Genomic DNA, 21,911 nt, shown 5'->3' on the forward strand with positions numbered 1-21,911 from the left:
ATCCTTAAGCCAAATCACCCGCGACAAGAGGAACAAAGCGAACCATTTCCACAACGGTAGAAAGGTACTCGTCACCCTTGCGTTCAATTCTAAGTAGTTGCTGCTCAGCATCTCCGACAGGAATCACCATTTTACCGCCATCTTTTAGCTGTGAGAGAAGCGCTTGGGGAATCACTTCTGCAGCAGCGGTAACAATGATGGCGTCAAACGGACCTTTCGTTTCCCATCCTAACCAGCCATCACCATGCTTCGTCGAGACATTGTAAATATCAAGTTGCTTAAGACGACGTTTCGCTTCCCATTGCAAAGATTTGATGCGTTCAACGGAATAAACATGGTCAACGATTTGTGCTAAAACTGCGGTTTGGTACCCAGAACCGGTTCCGATTTCCAAAACGTTACTAGCACGTTGAAGCTCAAGCAGCTCGGTCATGCGAGCGACGATGTAAGGTTGAGAAATAGTTTGTCCCTGACCAATCGGTAGCGCATTGTTATCGTAGGCTTGGTGCATCATCGCTTGAGAAACAAAGCTCTCTCTCGGTAAACAATGCATTGCATCCAAAACGCGTTGATCTTTGATGCCACTGGAGATAAGAAACGCTATCAACCTGTCAGCATGTGGGTTACTCATTACTTCTCTTCCTTCAACCAACTATCCATCGCACGCAGAGACTCATGAGCCGTGAGGTCTACTTGCAGTGGGGTAATAGAAACTCGACCATGCTCAATCGCATAGAAGTCGGTACCTTCACCCGCATCTTGTTCTTTCCCCGGAGGCCCTAACCAATAGATATCATGCCCACGCGGATCTTTCTGCTTGATCATATTCTCTGCGTGATGACGAGCACCTAAACGGGTCACTTCGATTTCACCAAGACTCTCGAGAGGCAAATCAGGTACATTCACGTTCAACAAACGGTTGGTTGGAATTGGCGCTGCCAAGTGTTGCTCAACCAACTGTCGAGCAATTTTAGCAGCCGACTCAAAATGACGTTTACCAACCAGTGAAAATGCAATGGCTTGCACGCCAAGAAAATGCCCTTCCATTGCAGCAGCGACGGTACCAGAGTACAGAACGTCATCCCCCAGATTTGCACCATGATTAATGCCAGATAATACAAGATCTGGCAGGTCATCTTTCATCAGCTCATTTAGAGCAAAATGAACGCAATCTGTCGGTGTCCCTTGAACCGAATAAGTATTAGGAGCAATTTCTGTGACTCGCAGAGGCTGTTCCAATGTCAGTGAGTTTGATGCACCAGAACGATTTCGGTCTGGGGCAACAATGATCACTTCCGCGATGCTTCTCAGCTCATCCGCTAACGCGTGAATTCCTTGAGCATGCACACCGTCGTCATTACTAATTAGAATTCTTAAAGGTTTTGTATTTAGTGAATCCAGTTCCATTAGTATTCTCTTTCTACTTTGACCTCATTCACCAACTCACGAACAATAGATGTGGCAAAAGAGCCTGCATCGAGTGAGAAGGTCAACGTAATATTGTTACCTTCAACGTTCCAAGCTAAGTCTTTTGGTTTGAGTGCGATTTCACGACGATCGTGACGCATACGATTACCACGGATCAGAGCCATTAAATCAGGTTCTTCATCAATAAATGGCTGTTCTAATGCAAGTGCATCAGCTTGGGTCGGTAACGCATTATCACCCGCTAAAGCGGCAGTAATCTCAACTTCACTCAATGCAAGCTTGTTTTGCATATCAGCAAGGTTATTCGCATCAACAGCCAACAATCCTTGTGATGTCTGTGCGATGTCACCATCGATGAATTTATCAAACACACCATTTTCTAGACGAGCAGAAACGATGCGGTTGAAGATCCATGAACGCGCGGCAGACAGGTACATGCTGCGTTTGTTTTGGTTACGCGTACGAACGTTCTCTCGTCCCCAACGACGGGCTTCGTCGAGGTTATTTCCATCGTTACCAAAACGTTGGCTACCAAAGTAGTTTGGCACACCAACTTGTTTAACTTTTTCAAGGCGTTGCTCTACATCCGCCACATCTGTCACTTCAGACAAGGTAACCACAAACTCGTTCCCGATTAAGTCACCAGGACGCAGTTTTTTGTTGTGTCGATCGGTCGCTAGAATTTCAATACTTGGGTATTGCGCCAAAAATGTCGAAAAATCTGGAGTCTCACCTTTAGGCAGATGAACACTTAGCCATTGTTCGGTTACTGCATGGCGATCTTTCAGGCCTGCCCAACTAACGTCTTTAGACTTAACACCACAAGCTTTCGCTAGCTCGTTAGCGACGAAACTGGTGTTCTCACCTGTTTTTCGAATGCGCACCATTAAGTGTTCACCTTCTCCCGTGAAGGCAAAACCCAAATCTTCGCGAACCTGAAAGTGTTCTGGTTGCGCTTTAATTTTTGCTGATGCGACTGGCTTGCCTGTGAGGTAAGCCAATGAGGATAAAATATCTGACATGATGTATTTCCACTGCTTACGCAGCTTTAAGGAGCAAATTATTCGATTATTGCTTAAATAGAAGCACGACTGCTTCTGTAGCAATGCCTTCTTTGCGTCCAGTAAAACCAAGACGTTCTGTCGTCGTTGCTTTTACGTTAATGTTGCTAATATCGGTTTCTAGATCTTCGGCAATGGCTGCACACATTGCATCAATGTGAGGCGCCATTTTCGGCGCTTGCGCCATGATGGTGACGTCTGCATTACCAAGGCGGTAGCCTTGTTCTTTTACTAGACGGTAAACGTCTTTCAATAATTCGCGGCTGTTTGCACCTTTCCATTTATCGTCGGTATCTGGAAAATGACGGCCAATATCACCCGCAGCAATCGCACCTAACAAAGCGTCAGTGAGAGCATGCAGAGCAACGTCGCCGTCTGAGTGCGCAATCAGGCCTTGTTCGTAAGGAATTGCAACACCACCAATAATCACAGGGCCTTCACCGCCAAATTTGTGTACGTCGAAACCATGACCAATTCGAATCATTTTTTATCCTTTATTTTCTAACCGCGCTCGCGGCTAAGATAAAACTCGGCTAAGGCGAGATCTTCTGGCTGAGTAATTTTAATGTTATTCGCACTACCTTGAACTAAAGCTGGCGTTTCTCCCAACCACTCTAAAGCCGATGCTTCATCAGTGATCGCAACACCTTGCTGCAATGCGTCTGCCAGTGCTCTTGTTAGCTGCTGAGTTTTAAACATTTGTGGAGTCAGTGCATGCCACAATGCTTCTCTGTCTACGGTATGATCGATGTTGTTTTCTTTGTTCGCTCGTTTCATTGTATCTCTCACGGGCGAGGCAAGAATGCCACCAGTAGGATGAGCACAACAAACATCAATCAGACGATCAATATCGTTTAATGTTACGCAAGGTCTCGCGGCATCATGGACCAGAACCCATTCACACGGAAGCTGCGCACTTACATAGTTTAGCCCTGAAAGCACTGAATCGGCTCTTTCTTTACCACCAGCGACACGTATTACGTCTGGGTGCTGGGCAATCGATAGTTCAGGGTAGTATGGGTCACCTTCTGTAATCGCAACCACAACTTTCGCGATTTGAGGGTGAGCAAGCAGTTTCTCTACGGTATGTTCCAATACCGTTTTTCCATCGATTAACAAATACTGTTTAGGTCGATCTGCTTTCATTCGGCTACCAACACCAGCCGCAGGTACAATAGCGATATGAGATGAAACGTTCTCTGACATCTTACGGGTTTTCCTCACCAACTATGCGGTAGAAGGTCTCTCCTTCTTTCACCAAGCCAAGTTCATGACGAGCTCTTTCTTCAATCGCATCAAGTCCTTGCTTTAAGTCATCTATCTCAGCAAACATTTCATTATTGCGAGCTTGTAGCTTGCTGTTCACCTGCTGTTGAACTTCAATTTCATCTTTTACTGTGTAGTAGTCAGACACCCCGTTTTTACCAAACCATAGAGTGTATTGAAGCCAACCAAACAGTAACGTAAGGGCTATAACAAAGATTCGCATATCGCTGCTAACATTCTGTACCGGAAGGAATTAGATAAGGTGACATATATAGCATAAATGCCGAGTTGCCTCTAGGGGATAAAGGGAGACTCACACGCTCCTTACAGGAAATAAGCACGAAAATAAAAAATGCCTAAGTTCGATGGCACTCTTTAATCGAGAAAGTAAAGAACCGTTTACGTGCTAGAAAGAGGAAGGCTCGGTTTCAATTACCTGAGAAACCAGGGCAGTTAGCTAACTAAGAGCTTGCTAGATACAGATGAGTTGGTTGCTTTCTTTTAGGTATAGCAGCAACACGGTCAAAACAGCTCATCGCTCTTAACCATCTGCTTTTAAACATACGCCAATAAACAAAAACCCCCGCCTTAGCGAGGGTTTCAAAAAGCTATTTAGCTAAACTAACTCACTAAGAATTAAGCTTGGCCTTTAACTTCTTTAAGACCGTTGAAAGGAGCGCGCTCACCTAGAGCTTCCTCGATACGGATTAGTTGGTTGTACTTAGCAACACGGTCAGAACGGCTCATAGAACCAGTTTTGATTTGACCTGCAGCTGTACCTACCGCTAGGTCAGCGATAGTTGCATCTTCAGTTTCGCCAGAACGGTGAGAGATTACTGCTGTGTAACCTGCGTCTTTAGCCATCTTGATCGCAGCTAGAGTCTCAGTTAGAGAACCGATTTGGTTGAACTTGATTAGGATTGAGTTAGCGATGCCTTTCTCGATACCTTCAGCTAGGATCTTAGTGTTTGTAACGAATAGATCGTCACCAACTAGTTGGATCTTGTCGCCTAGAAGTTGAGTTTGGTGTGCGAAACCATCCCAGTCAGACTCGTCTAGACCGTCTTCGATAGATACGATTGGGAATTGCTCAACTAGACCAGCTAGGTAGTGGTTGAACTCTTCAGAAGTGAAAGTTTTGCCTTCACCTTTCATGTTGTAGATGCCAGCTTCTTTGTCGAAGAACTCAGATGCAGCACAGTCCATAGCTAGAGTAACGTCTTTGCCTAGCTCGTAACCAGCAGCAGCAACAGCTTCTGCGATAACTTCTAGAGCTTCAGCGTTAGATTTAAGGTTAGGAGCGAAACCACCTTCGTCACCAACAGCTGTGTTGTAGCCTTTAGACTTAAGAACTTTAGCTAGGTTGTGGAATACTTCCGCACCCATGCGTACAGCTTCTTTAAGAGTTGCAGCGCCAACTGGTTGAATCATGAATTCTTGGATGTCAACGTTGTTGTCTGCGTGCTCACCACCGTTGATGATGTTCATCATTGGTAGAGGCATAGAGAACTGACCAGCAGTACCGTTTAGCTCAGCGATGTGCTCGTATAGAGGCATGCCTTTAGCTGCTGCTGCAGCTTTAGCGTTTGCTAGAGAAACTGCTAGGATAGCGTTCGCACCGAATTTAGATTTGTTTTCAGTGCCGTCTAGTTCGATCATTACTGCGTCGATTGCAGCTTGGTCTTTAGCGTCTTTGCCAACTAGAGCTTCAGCGATTGGGCCGTTTACAGCTTCAATTGCTTTAAGAACACCTTTACCTAGGAAACGTGCTTTGTCACCGTCACGTAGCTCAAGAGCTTCGCGAGAACCAGTAGATGCGCCAGATGGAGCTGCCGCCATACCTACGAAACCGCCTTCTAGGTGTACTTCAGCTTCTACAGTTGGGTTACCACGTGAGTCGATGATTTCACGACCTAGAACTTTAACGATCTTAGACATTAATGTTTCCTCTCGTTTCAAATATAAATGTCAATTTTAAAGGGCAGCAGCACAACCTTCGCCGCCGCCCGTATCCTTTTACTTCTCGAATTCGCCGCGTGAGTATTGACCCGCAGCCTTAACGAAACCTGCAAACAATGGGTGACCATCGCGAGGAGTCGATGTGAATTCAGGGTGGAACTGAGCCGCTACAAACCATGGGTGAGCTGGGTTCTCAATCATTTCCACTAGCTTCTTGTCCGCAGATAGGCCTGACACTTTAAGACCTGCTTTTTCAATTTGTGGACGAAGAACGTTGTTCACTTCGTAACGGTGACGGTGACGTTCATGGATCGTCGCGCTACCGTACAGTTCACGAGCTTTTGTACCTTTTTCTAGGTGACATAGCTGAGAACCTAGACGCATCGTACCGCCAAGATCAGATGATTCAGTACGCTCTTCCACGTTACCTGTTTCATCAACCCATTCTGTGATCAAACCTACCACAGGGTACTTCGTGTCTTTGTTAAATTCTGTTGAATGTGCACCTTCCATACCCGCAACGTTACGCGCGTATTCAATAAGGGCAACTTGCATACCTAGACAGATACCTAGGTAAGGCACTTTGTTTTCACGTGCGTATTGAGCCGCACGGATCTTGCCTTCAACACCACGATCACCGAAACCACCTGGAACTAGGATAGCGTCTAGACCTTCTAGAAGCTCAACGCCTTTAGTTTCGATGTCTTGAGAGTCTACGTACTTAATGGTTACGTTTAGGCGGTTTTTCAAGCCTGCGTGCTTAAGTGCTTCGTTCACAGATTTGTACGCATCTGGTAGTTCGATGTATTTACCGACCATACCGATAGTTACTTCACCTGTTGGATTCGCTTCTTCGTAGATAACCTGTTCCCATTCAGAAAGGTCAGCTTCTGGCGCATCAATACCGAAACGAGTACACACTAGGTCATCAAGACCTTGAGACTTAACAAGTTGAGGGATCTTGTAGATTGAATCTACGTCCTTCATTGAGATTACCGCTTTCTCAGGAACGTTACAGAAAAGTGCAATCTTCTTACGCTCGTTCGCTGGGATCATGCGATCGCTGCGGCAAACTAGGATGTCTGGTTGGATACCGATAGACAGTAGCTCTTTAACAGAGTGCTGAGTCGGTTTAGTTTTCACTTCGCCAGCTGCTGCTAGGTAAGGAACAAGAGTTAGATGCATGAACATTGCGCGTTCACGGCCAAGTTCTACTGCTAGCTGACGGATTGCTTCCATAAATGGTAGCGATTCGATATCACCTACCGTACCACCAACTTCAACGATAGCAATATCGTGGCCTTCAGAACCTGCGATTACGCGGTCTTTGATAGCGTTAGTGATATGAGGGATAACTTGAATTGTTGCGCCTAGGTAGTCACCACGACGTTCTTTACGAAGTACGTCGGCATAAACACGACCTGCAGTGAAGTTGTTACGCTTGGTCATCTTGGTACGGATGAAACGCTCGTAGTGACCAAGGTCAAGGTCAGTCTCTGCGCCATCTTCCGTAACAAACACTTCACCGTGCTGAGTTGGGCTCATTGTGCCTGGATCAACGTTGATGTAAGGGTCAAGCTTCATCATAGTCACTTTAAGACCACGAGCTTCTAGAATAGCTGCAAGAGATGCTGCTGCAATACCTTTACCTAGAGAGGATACAACCCCGCCAGTAACAAAAATGTAATTTGTCGTCATGTTTAACCTGAAATTGGTTGAATGAGGGAAATGGAGTGCTTCTGGACGGGAGATAAATATACCAGAAGCTCCTTACCGCCACAACGTGAAATCTATCACACCGTAATTTTTTATTTTTTGCTTCAAATCAAAGTGGGTAGAGACAAAGCAAAGTGCTTATTTATGTTCTGAGTCAGACTTGTCCCATAAATCGCGCTGTGACTATTTTGTCTGCAACTTCACTCTTCTTTTTTCACTTCATTCCAAAAATTGTCGAGTTCTGACAACGTACACTCGGTGAGTGTTCTTCCTGATTGTGCGACCTTACCTTCAACTTGCTTAAAACGCTTGGCAAACTTAATGTTCGCTTTGCTTAATGCCACTTCTGGGTCTTTGCCAAGATGACGTGCTAAGTTGACCGTGGCAAACAACAAGTCCCCTAACTCAAGTTCAACTTTCTCTTCATCTGGTTCGATTTGAAGCGCTTCTTCCATCACCTCATCCACTTCTTCTTGAACCTTACTGACTACTGGCCCAAGCGAATCCCAATCGAATCCGTATTTCGCACATTTTTTCTGAATCTTTGTAGCACGAGAAAGCGCCGGTAAAGAGTTTGGTATTGAGTCTAGGATACTTTCTTCAGCTTTGCCTACTTGCGCTTTTTCTTTTGCTTTTTCCGTTTCCCAGTTGGCATTAATTTCCTCGTCAGACTCAAACTCAACATCCGAAAAAACATGCGGATGGCGACGCGTCAGTTTTTCGTTCACGGTTTCGACCACATCCGAAAATTCGAACAGCCCTTGCTCTTTCGCTAATTGACTGTAAAAAATCACCTGGAACAACAAATCACCCAGCTCTTCTTTCAGATTTGACCAATCACGATTCTGAATCGCATCCACCACTTCGTAGGTTTCTTCGATGGTGTGCGGAACGATGGTGTCAAAGGTTTGTTTTAAGTCCCAAGGGCAACCGCTTTCAGGGTCACGTAGCTTCGCCATGATTTGTTCTAATTGTTCAATTGGATGACTCATTTTCGTTCCTTTAAACCTTGTTATCTAAAGAAAAAGGTGAGCAGCCAAAACCACTCACCTTCTACATTATATTTTCTCAGCAGCTTTCACTAAGTAATTGTTACTTTGACAAGGCAACAAGTTTTCGCGACTCCTGAGCATAGCTCGCCTATGTGATGAGCCTGGGCCGGCACTCCGGAGTAAACGCAGTAAAAGTGACAAGTACGACGTGAAAGTTAGCCTAAGCGTTTTACCGACATAACATCCTTAATCTGCTCGACACGTTTCGAAACGCGAGAGAGCACCTCAATATTGGTCACCTCAAGATCAAAGTCCATGATGGCGAGCTGACGACGGTAATCGACACGGCTCTTCATGCTGGTCACTTTGATTTTCTCGTTGGCAAATAGTGTGGTGATGTCTTTCAATAGACCGCCTCGCTCCATCGCTTCAACACGCACGGTGAGGATGTATGACCCTACAAATCCGCTGCCCCATACGGTATCAATGATACGTTCTGGAGCGTGATGACGCAGTTCTTCGAGCTGTTCACAGTCACTGCGGTGCACTGAGATGCCTCGGCCTTGGGTGATGTACCCACAAATGTCATCACCTGGAATTGGCTGACAACAGCGAGCTAGGTGCGTCATTAGGTTATCAACACCTTCTACTACTACCGCGTCTTTTTTCGGGCGACTTTGCGCTGGTGCTTTGTGCTCGGCTTCTTGAAGTTTTTCTAGCGCTTGCTGATCCTCTTCTTCCGCGGTTGGTTTATTCACCAGTGCATTAATGTGGTTGATGATCTGATTGATACGCAGGTCGCCACTGCCTACACCGACGTAGAGTTCATCCGGCGTATTGACATTGAAGCGTTTTAGGGCGTAATGCTCTGCATCTTTTAACGTCGCACCAATCTTCACCAACTCGTGTTCTAGGATTTCACGTCCCGCTTCGAGGTTTTTCTCACGACTCTGTTTACGGAACCAAGCGTTGATCTTCGCACGAGCACGACCTGAGTGAACAAAGCCTAGTGATGGGTTTAACCAGTCTCGCGATGGGTTTGGCTCTTTTGCAGTGATGATTTCGACCTGATCGCCCATGTGGAGTTTATGGGTGAACGGCACGATTCGGCCACCAACTTTGGCACCAATACAACGGTGCCCGACTTCTGAGTGAATGTGGTAGGCAAAGTCTAGTGGAGTTGCCCCCATTGGTAAGTCGACAACATCGCCGCGTGGTGTAAATGCGTAGACGCGATCATCGAAGACTTGGCTTCGGAGTTCATCCAACATTTCACCAGAATCGGACATCTCTTCTTGCCAATCCAACAGTTTACGCAGCCAGGTAATTTTCTCATCGTAACCACTGCGGCTGCTCGCACCTTCTTTGTATTTCCAGTGTGCGGCAACGCCCAGCTCAGATTCTTCGTGCATTTGCTTGGTACGAATTTGAATCTCGATAGTTTTGCCTTCAGGGCCAAGAATCACGGTGTGAATCGATTGGTAACCGTTTGGTTTTGGGTTTGCAACGTAGTCGTCGAACTCACTCGGTAAGTGCTTGTATTTGGTATGAACCACACCTAACGCAGCATAACAATCTTGCAGTTTGTCGGCGATGATACGTACTGCACGCACGTCAAACAATTCATCAAACGCCAAACTCTTCTTCTGCATTTTTCGCCAAATGCTGTAGATGTGTTTAGGACGACCACTGACTTCGGCATTAATGCCACAAGCTTTCATCTCTTGAGATAAGTCTTCGACAAAATCTTTGATGTATTGCTCACGGACAATACGACGCTCAGCAAGCTGCTTTGCAATCTGCTTGTAAGTGTCCGGTTGTTGATAACGGAAAGCGTAGTCTTCGATTTCCCACTTAAGCTGACCGATACCTAGGCGGTTAGCCAGTGGAGCATAAATGTTGGCACACTCTTTTGCCGCAGCACGTCGAACTTCGTCCGGCGCTTTTTTGACTTCAATAAGGTTGCAAATTCGTTCTGCTAGCTTGATGACAACGCAACGAAAATCATCCACCATGGCAAGCAGCATGCGACGAACGTTGTCTACTTGAGACGACGCAGCGCTGCCTTCCATCGTGACGTTAAGCTGACCGATAGCGGCCATTTCTTCTACGCCATCAATGAGCTTAATGATTTCTTTGCTGTATTTTTCTTCAAGAAGTTCTCTGTTGAAAGCACCACTTGAAACCAAAGGAAACAGTTGAGCCGCCACTAATGTTGCTTTGTCCATCGACAAGGTGATCAGAATTTCGATCATCTCTCGTCCACGCCACAACAGGAGTTCGGCTTGTTCGTGACCCGCCAAAATCGTTTGGCAATCTCGATAAACTTCGATTAAGCGTGATGCTGTGCTTTTCTCTTGTCCTAGGCTAGCCACCCAGTTTTCAAGTTCAAACTGTTCATTTTGGTTTAAATGCGCGCTTCTTACCGCAACCATCTCATCATCCTAATTATTATATTTGTGTGGTTTGACTAACACCGTCCAGGTTAGTTCTTTGCCTCCACGTTGAGTGTTGGCTTTATGACCGCCCACCACAAGTAAGCGGCCAAAGTCTTAAAAGTTAAGACTTTTCAAACAGTGCCATCGATTCTAGATGGCTGGTATGAGGGAACATGTCCAGCATACCTAATTTGGTTAGTTGATAGCCTTGCTCTAGCAAGCTCTGACTGTCCCTTGCAAGGGTAGCAGGATTACAAGAAACATAAACTACACGCTGAGCGCCAAGCGCAGAAACTTGATCGATGATCCCACTCGCTCCTGCTCGTGCAGGGTCCAGCAATACTTTGTCAAACTTTTCCGCAGCCCAAGCTTGGCCGTCAAAATCCTGCTCAAGGTTAGCGTGATAAAATTGCGCGTTATTGATTTGGTTCAAAGATGCATTATTTGAGGCTTTTTCGACCATCTCAGCCACACCCTCTACGCCAACGACATGTTTAGCACGCTTTGCGATCGGCAAGCTGAAGTTGCCTAATCCACAGAACAAATCTAACACTCGTTCGTCACTTTGAGGGTCTAACCACTCAATCGCCTGTTCCACCATTTTCTGGTTCACCGCTTGGTTGACCTGAATAAAGTTGTTCGGTGCAAAAGGGATTTTTACGCCCGCTTCTTGATAGAAAGGCACCTCACCTGCAACTAAGTTAAGTTGGTCAGTTTCTGGCATCAGATACAACGAGGCTTGATGGCGTGTCGCTAATTCAACTAATGCACTGACTTCTTCATCGGCCAAATTACTTAAGTGTCGCAGCGTGATACAAGGCCCGTTGTCACCCAACACCAGTTCTACATGCCCCAATTGCTCTGGCTTTTTGAACGCTGTTAGCACCGAATAAATCTCAGGTAATAGTACATTCAACTCAGGAGCCAATACCGGACAATCCGTCACTTGCGCAATTTGCTTGCTTTGCTTTTTGCGGAAGCCGAAGTGCAACTGACGCGTTTTCTTATCGACAAACAAACTCACGCGAGCACGACGTCGGTAACCTAAAGACTCGCCCAATACTGGCGCATCCAACTCAATGTCACTGCCAGCAAATTTTCGCATTAACTGACGAAGCGTCTGCTGTTTGTGCGTCAATTGTTGGTCATAATTGAGATGCTGCAAATCGCACCCGCCACATTCATGATAATGCGGACAAAATGGCTCAACGCGCGCGTCGCTTGGTTTTAGGATTTTAATCAGCTTGCCGCGAGCAAATTTGCTCTTCTCTTCCACCAATTGCGTCACCACTTCTTCACCTGGTAATGCGCCGTCAATGAACAACGGTTTCTTTTTAAGGTAAGCAATACCTGCGCCGTGGTGATCCAAACGCTCTACTTGTACCGCTTGGTGACGAGTGTTTAATTGCGTTTTCTTTTTAGGTTGAAAGATACGTGCCATGCTCTGTGCCTGATTAGTGTCTAATTGCTCTGCTGCTTCACTATTCTTGATTGCAGCCGTTGTGTGATTCGAGTGACTTGATTATGCTTACCGTTTATCCGGTGACGTCACTTCTTTGCTCAAGGCAGTATGACTACTCTTGAGAAATAATGCGTTATTTTCCCATATCCAGACTCCGATGTAATTAGATAACATGACCAGATATGGCTTACGAGCACGTGTAATTACGCTGACTCTCGCTCCCACTCTCATTATTGGTTTATTACTGAGCGGCTTTTTCTCCTTTAATCGCTATCAGGACCTAGAGAAACAAGTTATCACTACGGGCAATAGCATTATTGAACCTCTTGCGATCGCCAGTGAATCTCACCTACTTGCTGAAAGCCGTGAAGCCGTACGTCGCCTGATTAGCTACGCGCACCGTAAAAATTCCAAACTCGTTCGCAGTATTGCCGTATTTGATGAACACCATGAACTGTTCGTCACGTCAAACTTCCATCCTAATTTTGAAGCGCTGATGTTCCCAAAAGATAAGCCGATCCCGAAGCTGGGAAATTCGGAAATCTATGAGAACTCCCTAATCCTGCGTGTGCCGATTTTATCGGAAGGACACTATTTATCAGAACTGTCTAACGAAAACCAAGGCACGAAAGCCATTGGCTACATCGCGGTAGAAATGGATCTTTCTTCTCTGCGCTTACAGCAATACCAAGAAGTCTTCTCCGCTTTCCTTGTTTTGATCCTTGGTCTAGGGCTTGCAAGCGTGTTTGCTTCCCGCTTAATGCATGATGTTACCCAACCAATCACGCACATGAAAAACGTCGTTGATCGCATTCGTCGTGGGCACTTGGATGTGCGTATCGAAGGCAAAATGCACGGCGAGTTAGACCAACTGAAAAACGGTATTAACGCCATGGCGGTTTCGCTATCGGAATACCACGTCGAGATGCAGCACAGTATAGACCAAGCCACGTCAGACCTACGCGAAACCTTGGAACAGTTAGAAATTCAAAACGTTGAACTCGATATTGCGAAGAAGCGTGCACAAGAAGCCGCACGTGTGAAGTCAGAATTTTTGGCCAATATGTCGCACGAATTACGTACGCCATTGAATGGCGTGATTGGCTTTACTCGTCAAATGCTCAAAACGCAGCTTTCTAATAGCCAAACCGACTACTTGCAAACCATTGAGAAGTCCGCAAACAACCTATTAAACATCATCAATGACATTCTCGATTTCTCGAAATTGGAAGCCGGTAAGCTGGCGTTGGAAAACATTCCGTTTGATTTCCGCGAAAGCTTAGAAGAAGTAATCAACCTACAAGCCACCAGCGCGCATGAGAAAGGTCTGGAGATCACCTTGAAAGTGGATCCGAAGATCCCGCCAGGTCTAGTCGGAGACCCGCTACGTATCCAACAAATTTTGACTAACTTGGTGGGGAACTCCATTAAGTTTACTGAGCGCGGAAACATCGATGTTAGCGTCGAAATGCGTTCACAAGCAGGTGACTCGGTTGAGCTGCAATTTATGGTGCGAGACACCGGTATCGGTATTTCAGAGCGTCAACAAGCGCAGTTATTCCAAGCATTCAGCCAAGCGGATGCCAGCATCTCTCGTCGATATGGTGGTACGGGTCTGGGCTTGGTTATCACCCAGAAACTGGTTAGTCAGATGGGCGGCGAAATCAGTTTGACCAGTCGTCTTCACCAAGGTTCGACATTCTGGTTTACGCTTCGCCTCAACTCGACAGAAATGCCAATGAGCGATCTGATTGAAGTCGAGCTACTAACGGGCAAACAGTTGCTGTTGGTAGAACCAAACATGCAAGCGGCATCGGTGACTCAGCAGATCTTGAGTCAAGAAGGTATTCTCGTGACCTATCGTTCTTCCTTACCAGAGAACGAAGAGCACTACGATTACGTATTGCTGAACTTGGCAGCTAACCAAACTTATGACGAGCAATCAGTCGCTGCTTGGATTGAGCAAGCGAAGCGCATGGCGCCAAGTGTCATCATGGGTACACCGAGCACCGAATTAGCGCTTGCCGACCAAATCATGACCGAGCATCAAATCCAGTGCTTAACCAAACCGCTATCACGCCGTAAGCTGCTGCAAAGTTTGATCAATGAACATGTTGAAGCACCTCAAGCTATTGCCGCTCCTGTTGAAACAGAAGAAAGCGAACGACTGCCACTGACAGTGCTCGCGGTGGATGATAACCCTGCAAACCTAAAACTGATTTCAGCACTACTGAAAGAAAGGGTTGAAACCGTAACGGCTTGTAGCAATGGCCAGCAAGCCGTAAATCTCGCTACCGAGAAGAAATACGACCTGATTTTTATGGACATCCAAATGCCATTAATGGATGGCGTGACCGCTTGTCAGAACATCAAAGAGCTTGAGTTAAACAAAGACACACCAGTTATCGCCGTTACCGCGCACGCCATGGCCGGGGAGCGCGATCGTCTGCTCGCCGCAGGTATGGATGATTACCTAACCAAACCAATTGAAGAGCATGTACTGCAACAAGTGTTGGTCCACTGGAATCCGAATACCTGTACAGAAAGCATAGGGAAAGTTGCGCCGTCCTACGTCGATGAACCAGCAAGTGAAGCACCTGCTACAGCTGAAAATACACAACCTGATGTGATTATTGACTGGCAAGCCGCATTGAAACAGAGCGCTAATAAGGAAGACTTAGCCAAAGATATGCTGCGTATGTTGATCGATTTCATTCCAGAAGTAGAAGAAGTTGTCGACCACGCACTTGAACAAGACGATTATTCGCGTGAAGAGTTAATTCATGTGATCCACAAACTGCACGGCAGTAGCTCTTATTGTGGCGTACCAAGGCTAAAATCTCTCTGTGCTACGCTTGAACACGCACTTCGTTCAGGAGCCAGCATTGAAGAAATTGAACCTGAAATGTTTGAACTGCAAGATGAAATGATTAAGGTCACCACCACTGCAAAACTTTATCTAGAGCAGTAGCATTCTGACTAAACTTCATACAAAAAAGCCAGAGCATTTGCTCTGGCTTTTGTTATTCAGCTTAAAGGGTTAGGATTCAAGAATCACGGTCGCAACCGCGTAGTGACGTTCATCAGAAATGGATAAGTGCACGTGATTAACGCCCATCGTCTGCGCCATTTTTTGAGCCACGCCAGACAGCATTAAAATTGGCTTACCCAACTCATCATTCGAGACGGTAAAATCATGAAAAGTTACGCCTTGTGCAATTCCTGTACCTAGCGCTTTCGATGCTGCCTCTTTAGCGGCAAAACGCTTAGCAAGATAACGCCCTTGCTGCTTAAGTTGCGAAAACTTTGCCATTTCATCCTCAGAGAGAATACGTCGAGCAAAAGGTTCACCACTGCGGCCTAGCGCTTTCTCTATACGCTCGATTTCAGCAATGTCGGTTCCTAAACCTAAAATAGCCATTCGCAGAACCTAGTTATTTGCGTGCCGCGATCATCAGTGCTTTCATCTCTGCCACTGACTTTTCTAGGCCATCAAACACTGCACGTCCAATGATAGAGTGACCAATGTTCAACTCGTAAATTTCTGGTAGCGCAGCAATTGGTGCCACGTTGTGGTAAGTCAGACCGTGGCCAGCGTTCACAATAATACCAAGGTCATCAGCGTAGCTTGCACCCGCAGCAATCTTCTTCAACTCTGCTTGTTGCTCTTCTTCTGTTTCTGCATCAGCGTAATGACCAGTATGAAGCTCGATAAATGGTGCACCACACTGCTTCGCCGCTTCAATTTGCTGACGATCCGCATCAATAAACAGAGAAACTTTAATGCCCGCTTCCGTTAGCTTTTGCGTTGCCGCTTTTACTTTCTCAAGTTGGCCAACCACATCTAAGCCGCCTTCAGTGGTGAGCTCTTCACGCTTTTCTGGTACGAGACAAACAAACTCTGGCTTAGTTTTTAGTGCGATCTCAACCATTTCCTCAGTGACCGCCATTTCTAGATTCATACGTGTTTGAATCGTCTCACGTAGAATACGCACATCACGATCCAAAATATGGCGACGGTCTTCACGCAGGTGGATGGTAATGCCGTCCGCCCCAGCACGCTCTGCGATTTCCGCAGCGTGTACAGGATCTGGGTATTTTGTACCACGCGCATTACGTAGAGTGGCAATATGGTCGATATTAACGCCTAAATAAATTGAGCTCATTTTCCATTACTCCGTGCTCTGGGTGTCTGAATAAACAATTCACGACTTTTTAAAGGTTTGCCGCCAAGATACGGCTTTAAGGCTATACGTGTAAAGCGTTTTGCCGCTTTTAACTGCTCTTTAGTGACAAACCGCCGCTCACTGATTGCAATCAGCTCATTGCCCAGAAATGTTAGGTTGTCCCGCCTTACCGATGCGATAAATCCCTTTTGTTCTCGATAGCGGTACGTCATCTCAGGATCGACCGGCTCACCCGTGCCAGCACAGTGCAAAAAGTCGACGCCATACCCCATTGAAGAGAGCAAAGCCAACTCAAAACGGCGTAATGCGGGTTCTGGGTTTTCACACTGAGCGAGCTCGGTTAAGGCATGCAGGTAATCATGAAACAGTGCAGGCATTGGGACTTCTGCCATTAGCACTCGCCCAACGAGCTCGTTGACGTACATGGCGGAGTACAGGTTGATCCCAAATAAAGGTAAACCGAGGCTGATAGGCTCTGCTTGGCGCAACGTTTTCATCGACCCTTTACCAGACCATTTAAGCAATAGCGGCGTAAAAGGTTGCAGTGCGCCTTTTAGATTGGAGCGTTTACTACGCGCGCCCTTGGCCATTAGCGTGATACGACCATACTCCTCGCTAAATACATCAAGGATTAAGCTCGATTCACTGTAAGGGCGTCGGTGCAGGACAAAGCAGCGTTGAAAACCTTCTGCGGATAAGTTGCTCATCTAAATCTGTGTGCCTAAAAATCTAATGCCAGAATAGTAAAAAATAAGGAGCCATGCGGCTCCTTATTTTAATCGATATTGGATTCTACTTAATATTGAAACGAAGTGTTCTCGCCTCAAATTATAGATCGTCGATGTAACCTAGTGAGCGTAGTGCACGTTCGTCATCTGCCCAACCAGACTTCACTTTCACCCAAGTCTCTAGATAAACTTTACGGCCGAACAACTCTTCCATATCTAGACGTGCTTCACGACCAATGGTTTTGATCTTCTCGCCGCCTTTACCAATCACCATTTTCTTCTGACCATTACGTTCAACAAGAATCAAAGCATTGATATGGAAACCGTCCGTTTCTGGGTTGTAATCGAAACGCTCAATCTCAACCGTTACAGAATATGGCAGTTCATCACCAGTAAAGCGCATTAGCTTTTCACGTACGATTTCTGAAGCCATGAAACGCTGAGAGCGATCCGTTACGTATTCTTCAGGGAAGTGATGCGTCGCTTTCGGCAGGTGATTACGTACGTGCTTGCGCAATACATCAATGTTCTTACCTTGCTTCGCAGAGATTGGCACTACATCGACAAAGTCCATTTTTTTAGACATTTCAGCCATGTGTAGCATCACTTCATTACGATCTTGCACGTTATCAACTTTGTTAACACAAAGTACAACAGGGAAGTTCGATTTCTGAAGCTTGGTCAACACCATCTCGTCGTCTTTAGTCCAATGGGTACCATCGACCAAGAAGAAAACTAGGTTCACGTCACTCAACGAGGAGTTTGCAGCGCGGTTCATCAAACGGTTGATTGCACGTTTTTCTTCAATGTGAAGTCCTGGTGTATCAACGTAAATCGCTTGGTAATCGCCATCTGTGTCGACGCCCATGATGCGGTGACGCGTCGTTTGTGGCTTACGTGACGTTATCGAAATCTTCTGACCTAGAATTTTGTTCAGAAGCGTCGATTTACCCACGTTAGGACGACCAACAATGGCAATGAAACCACAATGCTGGTTTTCCGGTGAGCTCACCTCACCATGTGATGCGAAAAACGCATCGATGTCGAATTCGTTATCAGCCATTAGTTAATTGCTCTAGTGCTGTTTCTGCTGCCGCCTGTTCTGCCTTGCGGCGGCTGGTGCCTTTACCGATTACAGGCTTATCCACACCTGCTACTTCACACTCAACCGTAAACTCTTGGTTGTGCGCTTCACCTTTAATATTAGTCACTGTGTAGGCAGGCAGCGGTTTTCTTCTGCCTTGCAGGAACTCTTGTAGGCGAGTTTTTGGGTCTTTTTGTGATACGCCAGGTTTGATGGCTTCAAGACGCGAGTTGTACCAACTCAGAACAATACTGCGTACTTTCTCAATATCACTATCTAGGTAAATCGCACCGATAATGGCTTCTACCGCATCGGCTAGAATAGAGTCTCGGCGGAAACCGCCACTCTTCAATTCACCTGGACCTAATTTTAAATAATCTCCTAGATCGAATTCACGACCCAGTTCCGCCAATGTGTGCCCACGTACCAGAGTAGCGCGCATACGGCTCATGTCACCCTCGTTCACTTTCGGAAAACGATGGTACAGATCATCAGCGATGACAAAACTTAAAATTGAATCGCCCAGAAACTCAAGACGTTCATTGTGCTTGCTGTTGGCGCTGCGGTGAGTCAGCGCCAAGTTGATAAGCCCAGCATCCTTAAATTGGTAGCCGAGCTTTCTCTCTAGTTTATCAATTGGAGAATTCATACTCTCTCGATATTAAATAGTTAGTGAATACCACCGATGCGGTTGAAACGCACACCAGTTGGGATCCATGAAGGTAGAATGCTATCTGCGCCACGATCAAACTCAAAGCTGATCCAAATGGCAACAGCTTTGCCGACAAGGTTAGCTTCAGGAACAAAGCCCCAGTAACGGCTGTCTGCACTGTTGTCACGGTTATCACCCATCACAAAGTACTGACCTTGAGGTACCACCCATTCAGTTGTACCGCTACGTGGGAAGTATTGCTCCACACGGTTACGAACAAGTGGGTTAACCAAAATATTGTGCTCAACGTTACCCAATTTCTCATCCAGTTGGATCATTGGGATACCGTTTGATTTGAATTGACTCTCTTCTACATTACTCAGCTTAACTGGCTTACAGCTGGATTCGCCTTGGCTTTGAATGCACAACTGCTTATCACCAGAATAACGAACAATATCACCCGGCAAACCAACGACACGTTTGATGTAATCAACGCTTGGTTGAGGTGGGTATTTAAAGACAACAATATCACCACGTTCAGGCTTACCAGTTTCCACTAGCTGAGTACGCCATACTGGGTCTTTTAGACCATACGCGTACTTCTCAACTAAAATGAAATCACCAACCAGCAAGGTTGGCATCATTGAGCCTGACGGGATTTGAAACGGTTCATAGATAAAAGAACGTAATACTAAGACGAAAGCGATAACAGGGAAAATAGACACACTGTTTTCAATCCACCATGGCTGGCGCTCCACTTTCTGTAGAGTGACCGCATCCAAACCATTTGTAGTTTGCGCTTGAATCTCCGCTACTTTCGCTTGACGTTTTTTTGCAAACACCAGCTTTTCCAGTAGCCAAACTACACCCGTTACCAAGGTGACGATAACCAGCATCAGTGAGAATGTATTCGCCATTAAATTCCCTTATCTAAAAATACGAAAGTGAAAGAGCCTAAACCCTTTCACTTATTTAAGTTCTAACGTCTTATGACCAACAACAGTGGGACAAAGTTCAACTCTAATCTTTGCCGACGTGAAGAATTGCTAGGAACGCTTCTTGAGGCAGTTCAACGTTACCGATCTGCTTCATACGTTTCTTACCTTCTTTCTGTTTCTTCAGAAGTTTCTTCTTACGACTCACGTCACCACCGTAACATTTTGCGATTACGTTTTTACGTAGCTGCTTAACGGTAGAACGCGCAATGATGTGGTTACCAATAGCCGCTTGAATCGCGATATCGAACATCTGACGAGGGATAAATTCTTTCATCTTCTCAACCAGCTGACGACCACGAGTCTGAGACTGATCTTTGTGCGTGATAAGCGCAAGTGCATCCACTTTGTCGCCGTTCAATAGTACGTCGACGCGTACCATGTTTGACGCTTCAAAGCGTTGGAAGTTGTAATCCAGAGACGCGTAACCACGAGAAGTTGACTTCAGACGGTCGAAGAAATCGAGTACTACTTCTGCCATTGGGATGTCGTAAGTCACTGCCACTTGGTTACCGTGGTAAACCATATCAACTTGGAGACCACGCTTCTCCACACACAGTGTGATCACGTTACCTAGATAATCAGAAGGCACCAAGATGTTACAACGCGCAATCGGCTCACGAATCTCTTCGATGTCGTTAATTGCAGGTAGCTTCGCTGGGCTATCAACGTACAGTAGCTCACCATCCGTTTTCTCAACTTCGTAAACTACCGTTGGCGCTGTGGTAATCAGGTCGAGATCGTATTCACGCTCTAGACGCTCTTGGATAATTTCCATGTGCAGCATGCCAAGGAAACCACAACGGAAACCAAAACCAAGCGCTGCTGAGTTTTCTGGTTCGTAGAATAGCGATGCATCGTTTAGGCTCAATTTACCCAGTGCGTCACGGAAGTTTTCGTAATCGTCAGATGATACAGGGAACAGACCCGCGTATACCTGAGGTTTTACTTTCTTAAAGCCAGGGAGTGGCTTATCGCTGCCGTTTTTCGCTAACGTTAGCGTATCACCTACTGGTGCGCCTAGGATGTCTTTGATACCACAAACAACCCAACCTACTTCGCCAGTATTTAGAACATCAGTATCCACTTGCTTAGGTGTAAAGATACCCAAACGGTCTACACCCCAAGCTTGGCCTGTGCTCATTACTTTGATCTTGTCGTTCTTCTTCAGTGAACCGTTTTTGATTCGTACCAAAGATACTACGCCAAGATAGTTATCAAACCATGAGTCAATGATCAGCGCTTGTAGCGGCGCATCAGGATCACCTTCTGGCGCTGGAATTGCTGATACGATGTTTTCTAGAACGTCCTCAACACCCAGACCTGTCTTCGCAGAACAGCGTGTTGCGTCCATCGCATCAATACCAACGATTTCTTCAATTTCTTCAGCTACACGTTCAGGATCAGCGGCTGGCAAGTCGATCTTGTTTAGGATTGGCACTACTTCCAGATCCATTTCGATCGCGGTGTAACAGTTAGCAAGTGTTTGCGCTTCTACACCCTGACCAGCATCAACAACCAATAGCGCGCCTTCACAAGCCGCTAGAGAACGTGATACTTCGTATGCAAAGTCTACGTGTCCCGGAGTATCGATGAAGTTCAGCTGATAAGTTTCACCGTCTTTAGCGGTGTAGTTTAGCGTCACACTCTGAGATTTAATGGTGATACCACGCTCACGTTCAAGATCCATAGAATCCAGAACCTGTGCGGCCATTTCACGATCGCTTAATCCTCCACAAACTTGGATTAGACGGTCTGATAGGGTCGACTTACCATGGTCGATGTGGGCGATAATCGAAAAGTTACGAATGTGCTTCATAGATTTAGGGTGACTAACTCTTTACAAATTGGGACAGTAAGAAAGCCATCATTTGACGGCATTTCAATCAAGTTGGCAGATTCTACCGAATTTCGTTAACGGGCGCACCTAATTTAAAGTGTAG

General features: G+C 46.0%; 19 protein-coding genes. 1 reads left to right on the forward strand and 18 read right to left on the reverse strand.

Features of this window, described 5'->3' with window-relative positions; all coding sequences use genetic code 11:
- Window positions 1–4 precede the first annotated feature (4 nt).
- The 11 genes from ACF8OV_RS02335 to rlmD form a co-directional block, all read right to left on the reverse strand.
- On the reverse strand, window positions 5–631 hold the full coding sequence (locus tag ACF8OV_RS02335) for a protein-L-isoaspartate(D-aspartate) O-methyltransferase (protein WP_005455562.1): 627 nt from the start codon (window positions 629–631) through the stop codon (window positions 5–7).
- Entirely contained in the window at window positions 631–1,407 is a 777-nt protein-coding gene (surE, locus tag ACF8OV_RS02340) for a 5'/3'-nucleotidase SurE (RefSeq protein ID WP_005493942.1), read from the reverse strand. The genes ACF8OV_RS02335 and surE overlap by 1 nt, the downstream gene beginning before the upstream one ends.
- Complete coding sequence (truD, locus tag ACF8OV_RS02345) at window positions 1,407–2,450, reverse strand: tRNA pseudouridine(13) synthase TruD (protein ID WP_020835387.1); 1,044 nt, start codon at window positions 2,448–2,450, stop codon at window positions 1,407–1,409. Before truD ends, surE begins: the two co-directional genes overlap by 1 nt.
- 46 nt (window positions 2,451–2,496) lie before the next feature.
- On the reverse strand, window positions 2,497–2,973 hold the full coding sequence (gene ispF, locus ACF8OV_RS02350; RefSeq protein WP_203503810.1) for a 2-C-methyl-D-erythritol 2,4-cyclodiphosphate synthase: 477 nt from the start codon (window positions 2,971–2,973) through the stop codon (window positions 2,497–2,499).
- A gap of 17 nt (window positions 2,974–2,990) precedes the next feature.
- Entirely contained in the window at window positions 2,991–3,695 is a 705-nt protein-coding gene (gene ispD / locus ACF8OV_RS02355; RefSeq protein ID WP_005455574.1) for a 2-C-methyl-D-erythritol 4-phosphate cytidylyltransferase, read from the reverse strand.
- A gap of 1 nt (window position 3,696) precedes the next feature.
- Window positions 3,697–3,978 (reverse strand): cell division protein FtsB, encoded by a 282-nt coding sequence (ftsB, locus tag ACF8OV_RS02360; RefSeq protein WP_005455577.1) that lies wholly within the window; start codon window positions 3,976–3,978, stop codon window positions 3,697–3,699.
- A 413-nt stretch (window positions 3,979–4,391) separates the two neighbouring features.
- Window positions 4,392–5,693 carry a phosphopyruvate hydratase gene (gene eno / locus ACF8OV_RS02365; protein ID WP_005455579.1) on the reverse strand — a complete coding sequence of 434 codons (1,302 nt, stop codon included), beginning with the start codon at window positions 5,691–5,693 and terminating at the stop codon, window positions 4,392–4,394.
- A 78-nt stretch (window positions 5,694–5,771) separates the two neighbouring features.
- Entirely contained in the window at window positions 5,772–7,412 is a 1,641-nt protein-coding gene (locus ACF8OV_RS02370; protein WP_005455581.1) for a CTP synthase, read from the reverse strand.
- Between the two features lie 218 nt (window positions 7,413–7,630).
- Window positions 7,631–8,422 carry a nucleoside triphosphate pyrophosphohydrolase gene (gene mazG, locus ACF8OV_RS02375; RefSeq protein WP_065779643.1) on the reverse strand — a complete coding sequence of 264 codons (792 nt, stop codon included), beginning with the start codon at window positions 8,420–8,422 and terminating at the stop codon, window positions 7,631–7,633.
- Between the two features lie 215 nt (window positions 8,423–8,637).
- Window positions 8,638–10,857: a GTP diphosphokinase gene (relA, locus tag ACF8OV_RS02380; RefSeq protein WP_005490307.1), complete on the reverse strand. Its 2,220-nt coding sequence runs from the start codon at window positions 10,855–10,857 to the stop codon at window positions 8,638–8,640.
- Window positions 10,858–10,981: 124 nt separating this feature from the next.
- Complete coding sequence (gene rlmD / locus ACF8OV_RS02385) at window positions 10,982–12,301, reverse strand: 23S rRNA (uracil(1939)-C(5))-methyltransferase RlmD (protein WP_025500985.1); 1,320 nt, start codon at window positions 12,299–12,301, stop codon at window positions 10,982–10,984.
- Window positions 12,302–12,494: 193 nt separating this feature from the next.
- On the opposite strand from rlmD, the gene barA reads away from it, so the two are divergent.
- Window positions 12,495–15,293 carry a two-component sensor histidine kinase BarA gene (gene barA, locus ACF8OV_RS02390; RefSeq protein WP_020835384.1) on the forward strand — a complete coding sequence of 933 codons (2,799 nt, stop codon included), beginning with the start codon at window positions 12,495–12,497 and terminating at the stop codon, window positions 15,291–15,293.
- 69 nt (window positions 15,294–15,362) lie between these two features.
- Here barA and acpS read toward each other — a convergent pair whose 3' ends face one another.
- From acpS to lepA, 7 genes are all read right to left on the reverse strand, one after another.
- A complete protein-coding gene (gene acpS, locus ACF8OV_RS02395) occupies window positions 15,363–15,743 on the reverse strand; it encodes a holo-ACP synthase (protein WP_017449143.1) in 381 nt (126 codons plus the stop codon).
- A 13-nt stretch (window positions 15,744–15,756) separates the two neighbouring features.
- Entirely contained in the window at window positions 15,757–16,488 is a 732-nt protein-coding gene (gene pdxJ / locus ACF8OV_RS02400) for a pyridoxine 5'-phosphate synthase (protein WP_005484124.1), read from the reverse strand.
- Window positions 16,485–17,216 carry a DNA repair protein RecO gene (recO, locus tag ACF8OV_RS02405; RefSeq protein WP_005482573.1) on the reverse strand — a complete coding sequence of 244 codons (732 nt, stop codon included), beginning with the start codon at window positions 17,214–17,216 and terminating at the stop codon, window positions 16,485–16,487. The genes pdxJ and recO overlap by 4 nt, the downstream gene beginning before the upstream one ends.
- A 121-nt stretch (window positions 17,217–17,337) precedes the next feature.
- The gene (gene era, locus ACF8OV_RS02410; RefSeq protein ID WP_005460684.1) at window positions 17,338–18,300 is read right to left on the reverse strand and encodes a GTPase Era; all 963 of its coding nucleotides are present in this window, start codon (window positions 18,298–18,300) and stop codon (window positions 17,338–17,340) included.
- The gene (gene rnc / locus ACF8OV_RS02415) at window positions 18,293–18,970 is read right to left on the reverse strand and encodes a ribonuclease III (protein WP_031430624.1); all 678 of its coding nucleotides are present in this window, start codon (window positions 18,968–18,970) and stop codon (window positions 18,293–18,295) included. The genes era and rnc overlap by 8 nt, the downstream gene beginning before the upstream one ends.
- 20 nt (window positions 18,971–18,990) lie before the next feature.
- Window positions 18,991–19,890: a signal peptidase I gene (gene lepB / locus ACF8OV_RS02420; RefSeq protein WP_140141449.1), complete on the reverse strand. Its 900-nt coding sequence runs from the start codon at window positions 19,888–19,890 to the stop codon at window positions 18,991–18,993.
- 103 nt (window positions 19,891–19,993) lie between these two features.
- A complete protein-coding gene (gene lepA / locus ACF8OV_RS02425) occupies window positions 19,994–21,787 on the reverse strand; it encodes a translation elongation factor 4 (protein WP_005460681.1) in 1,794 nt (597 codons plus the stop codon).
- Window positions 21,788–21,911 lie beyond the last annotated feature (124 nt).

Origin of the sequence: Vibrio sp. GLN_1 (genome assembly GCF_043106015.1) — a bacterium.
Classification (GTDB): Bacteria; Pseudomonadota; Gammaproteobacteria; order Enterobacterales; family Vibrionaceae; genus Vibrio; species Vibrio parahaemolyticus.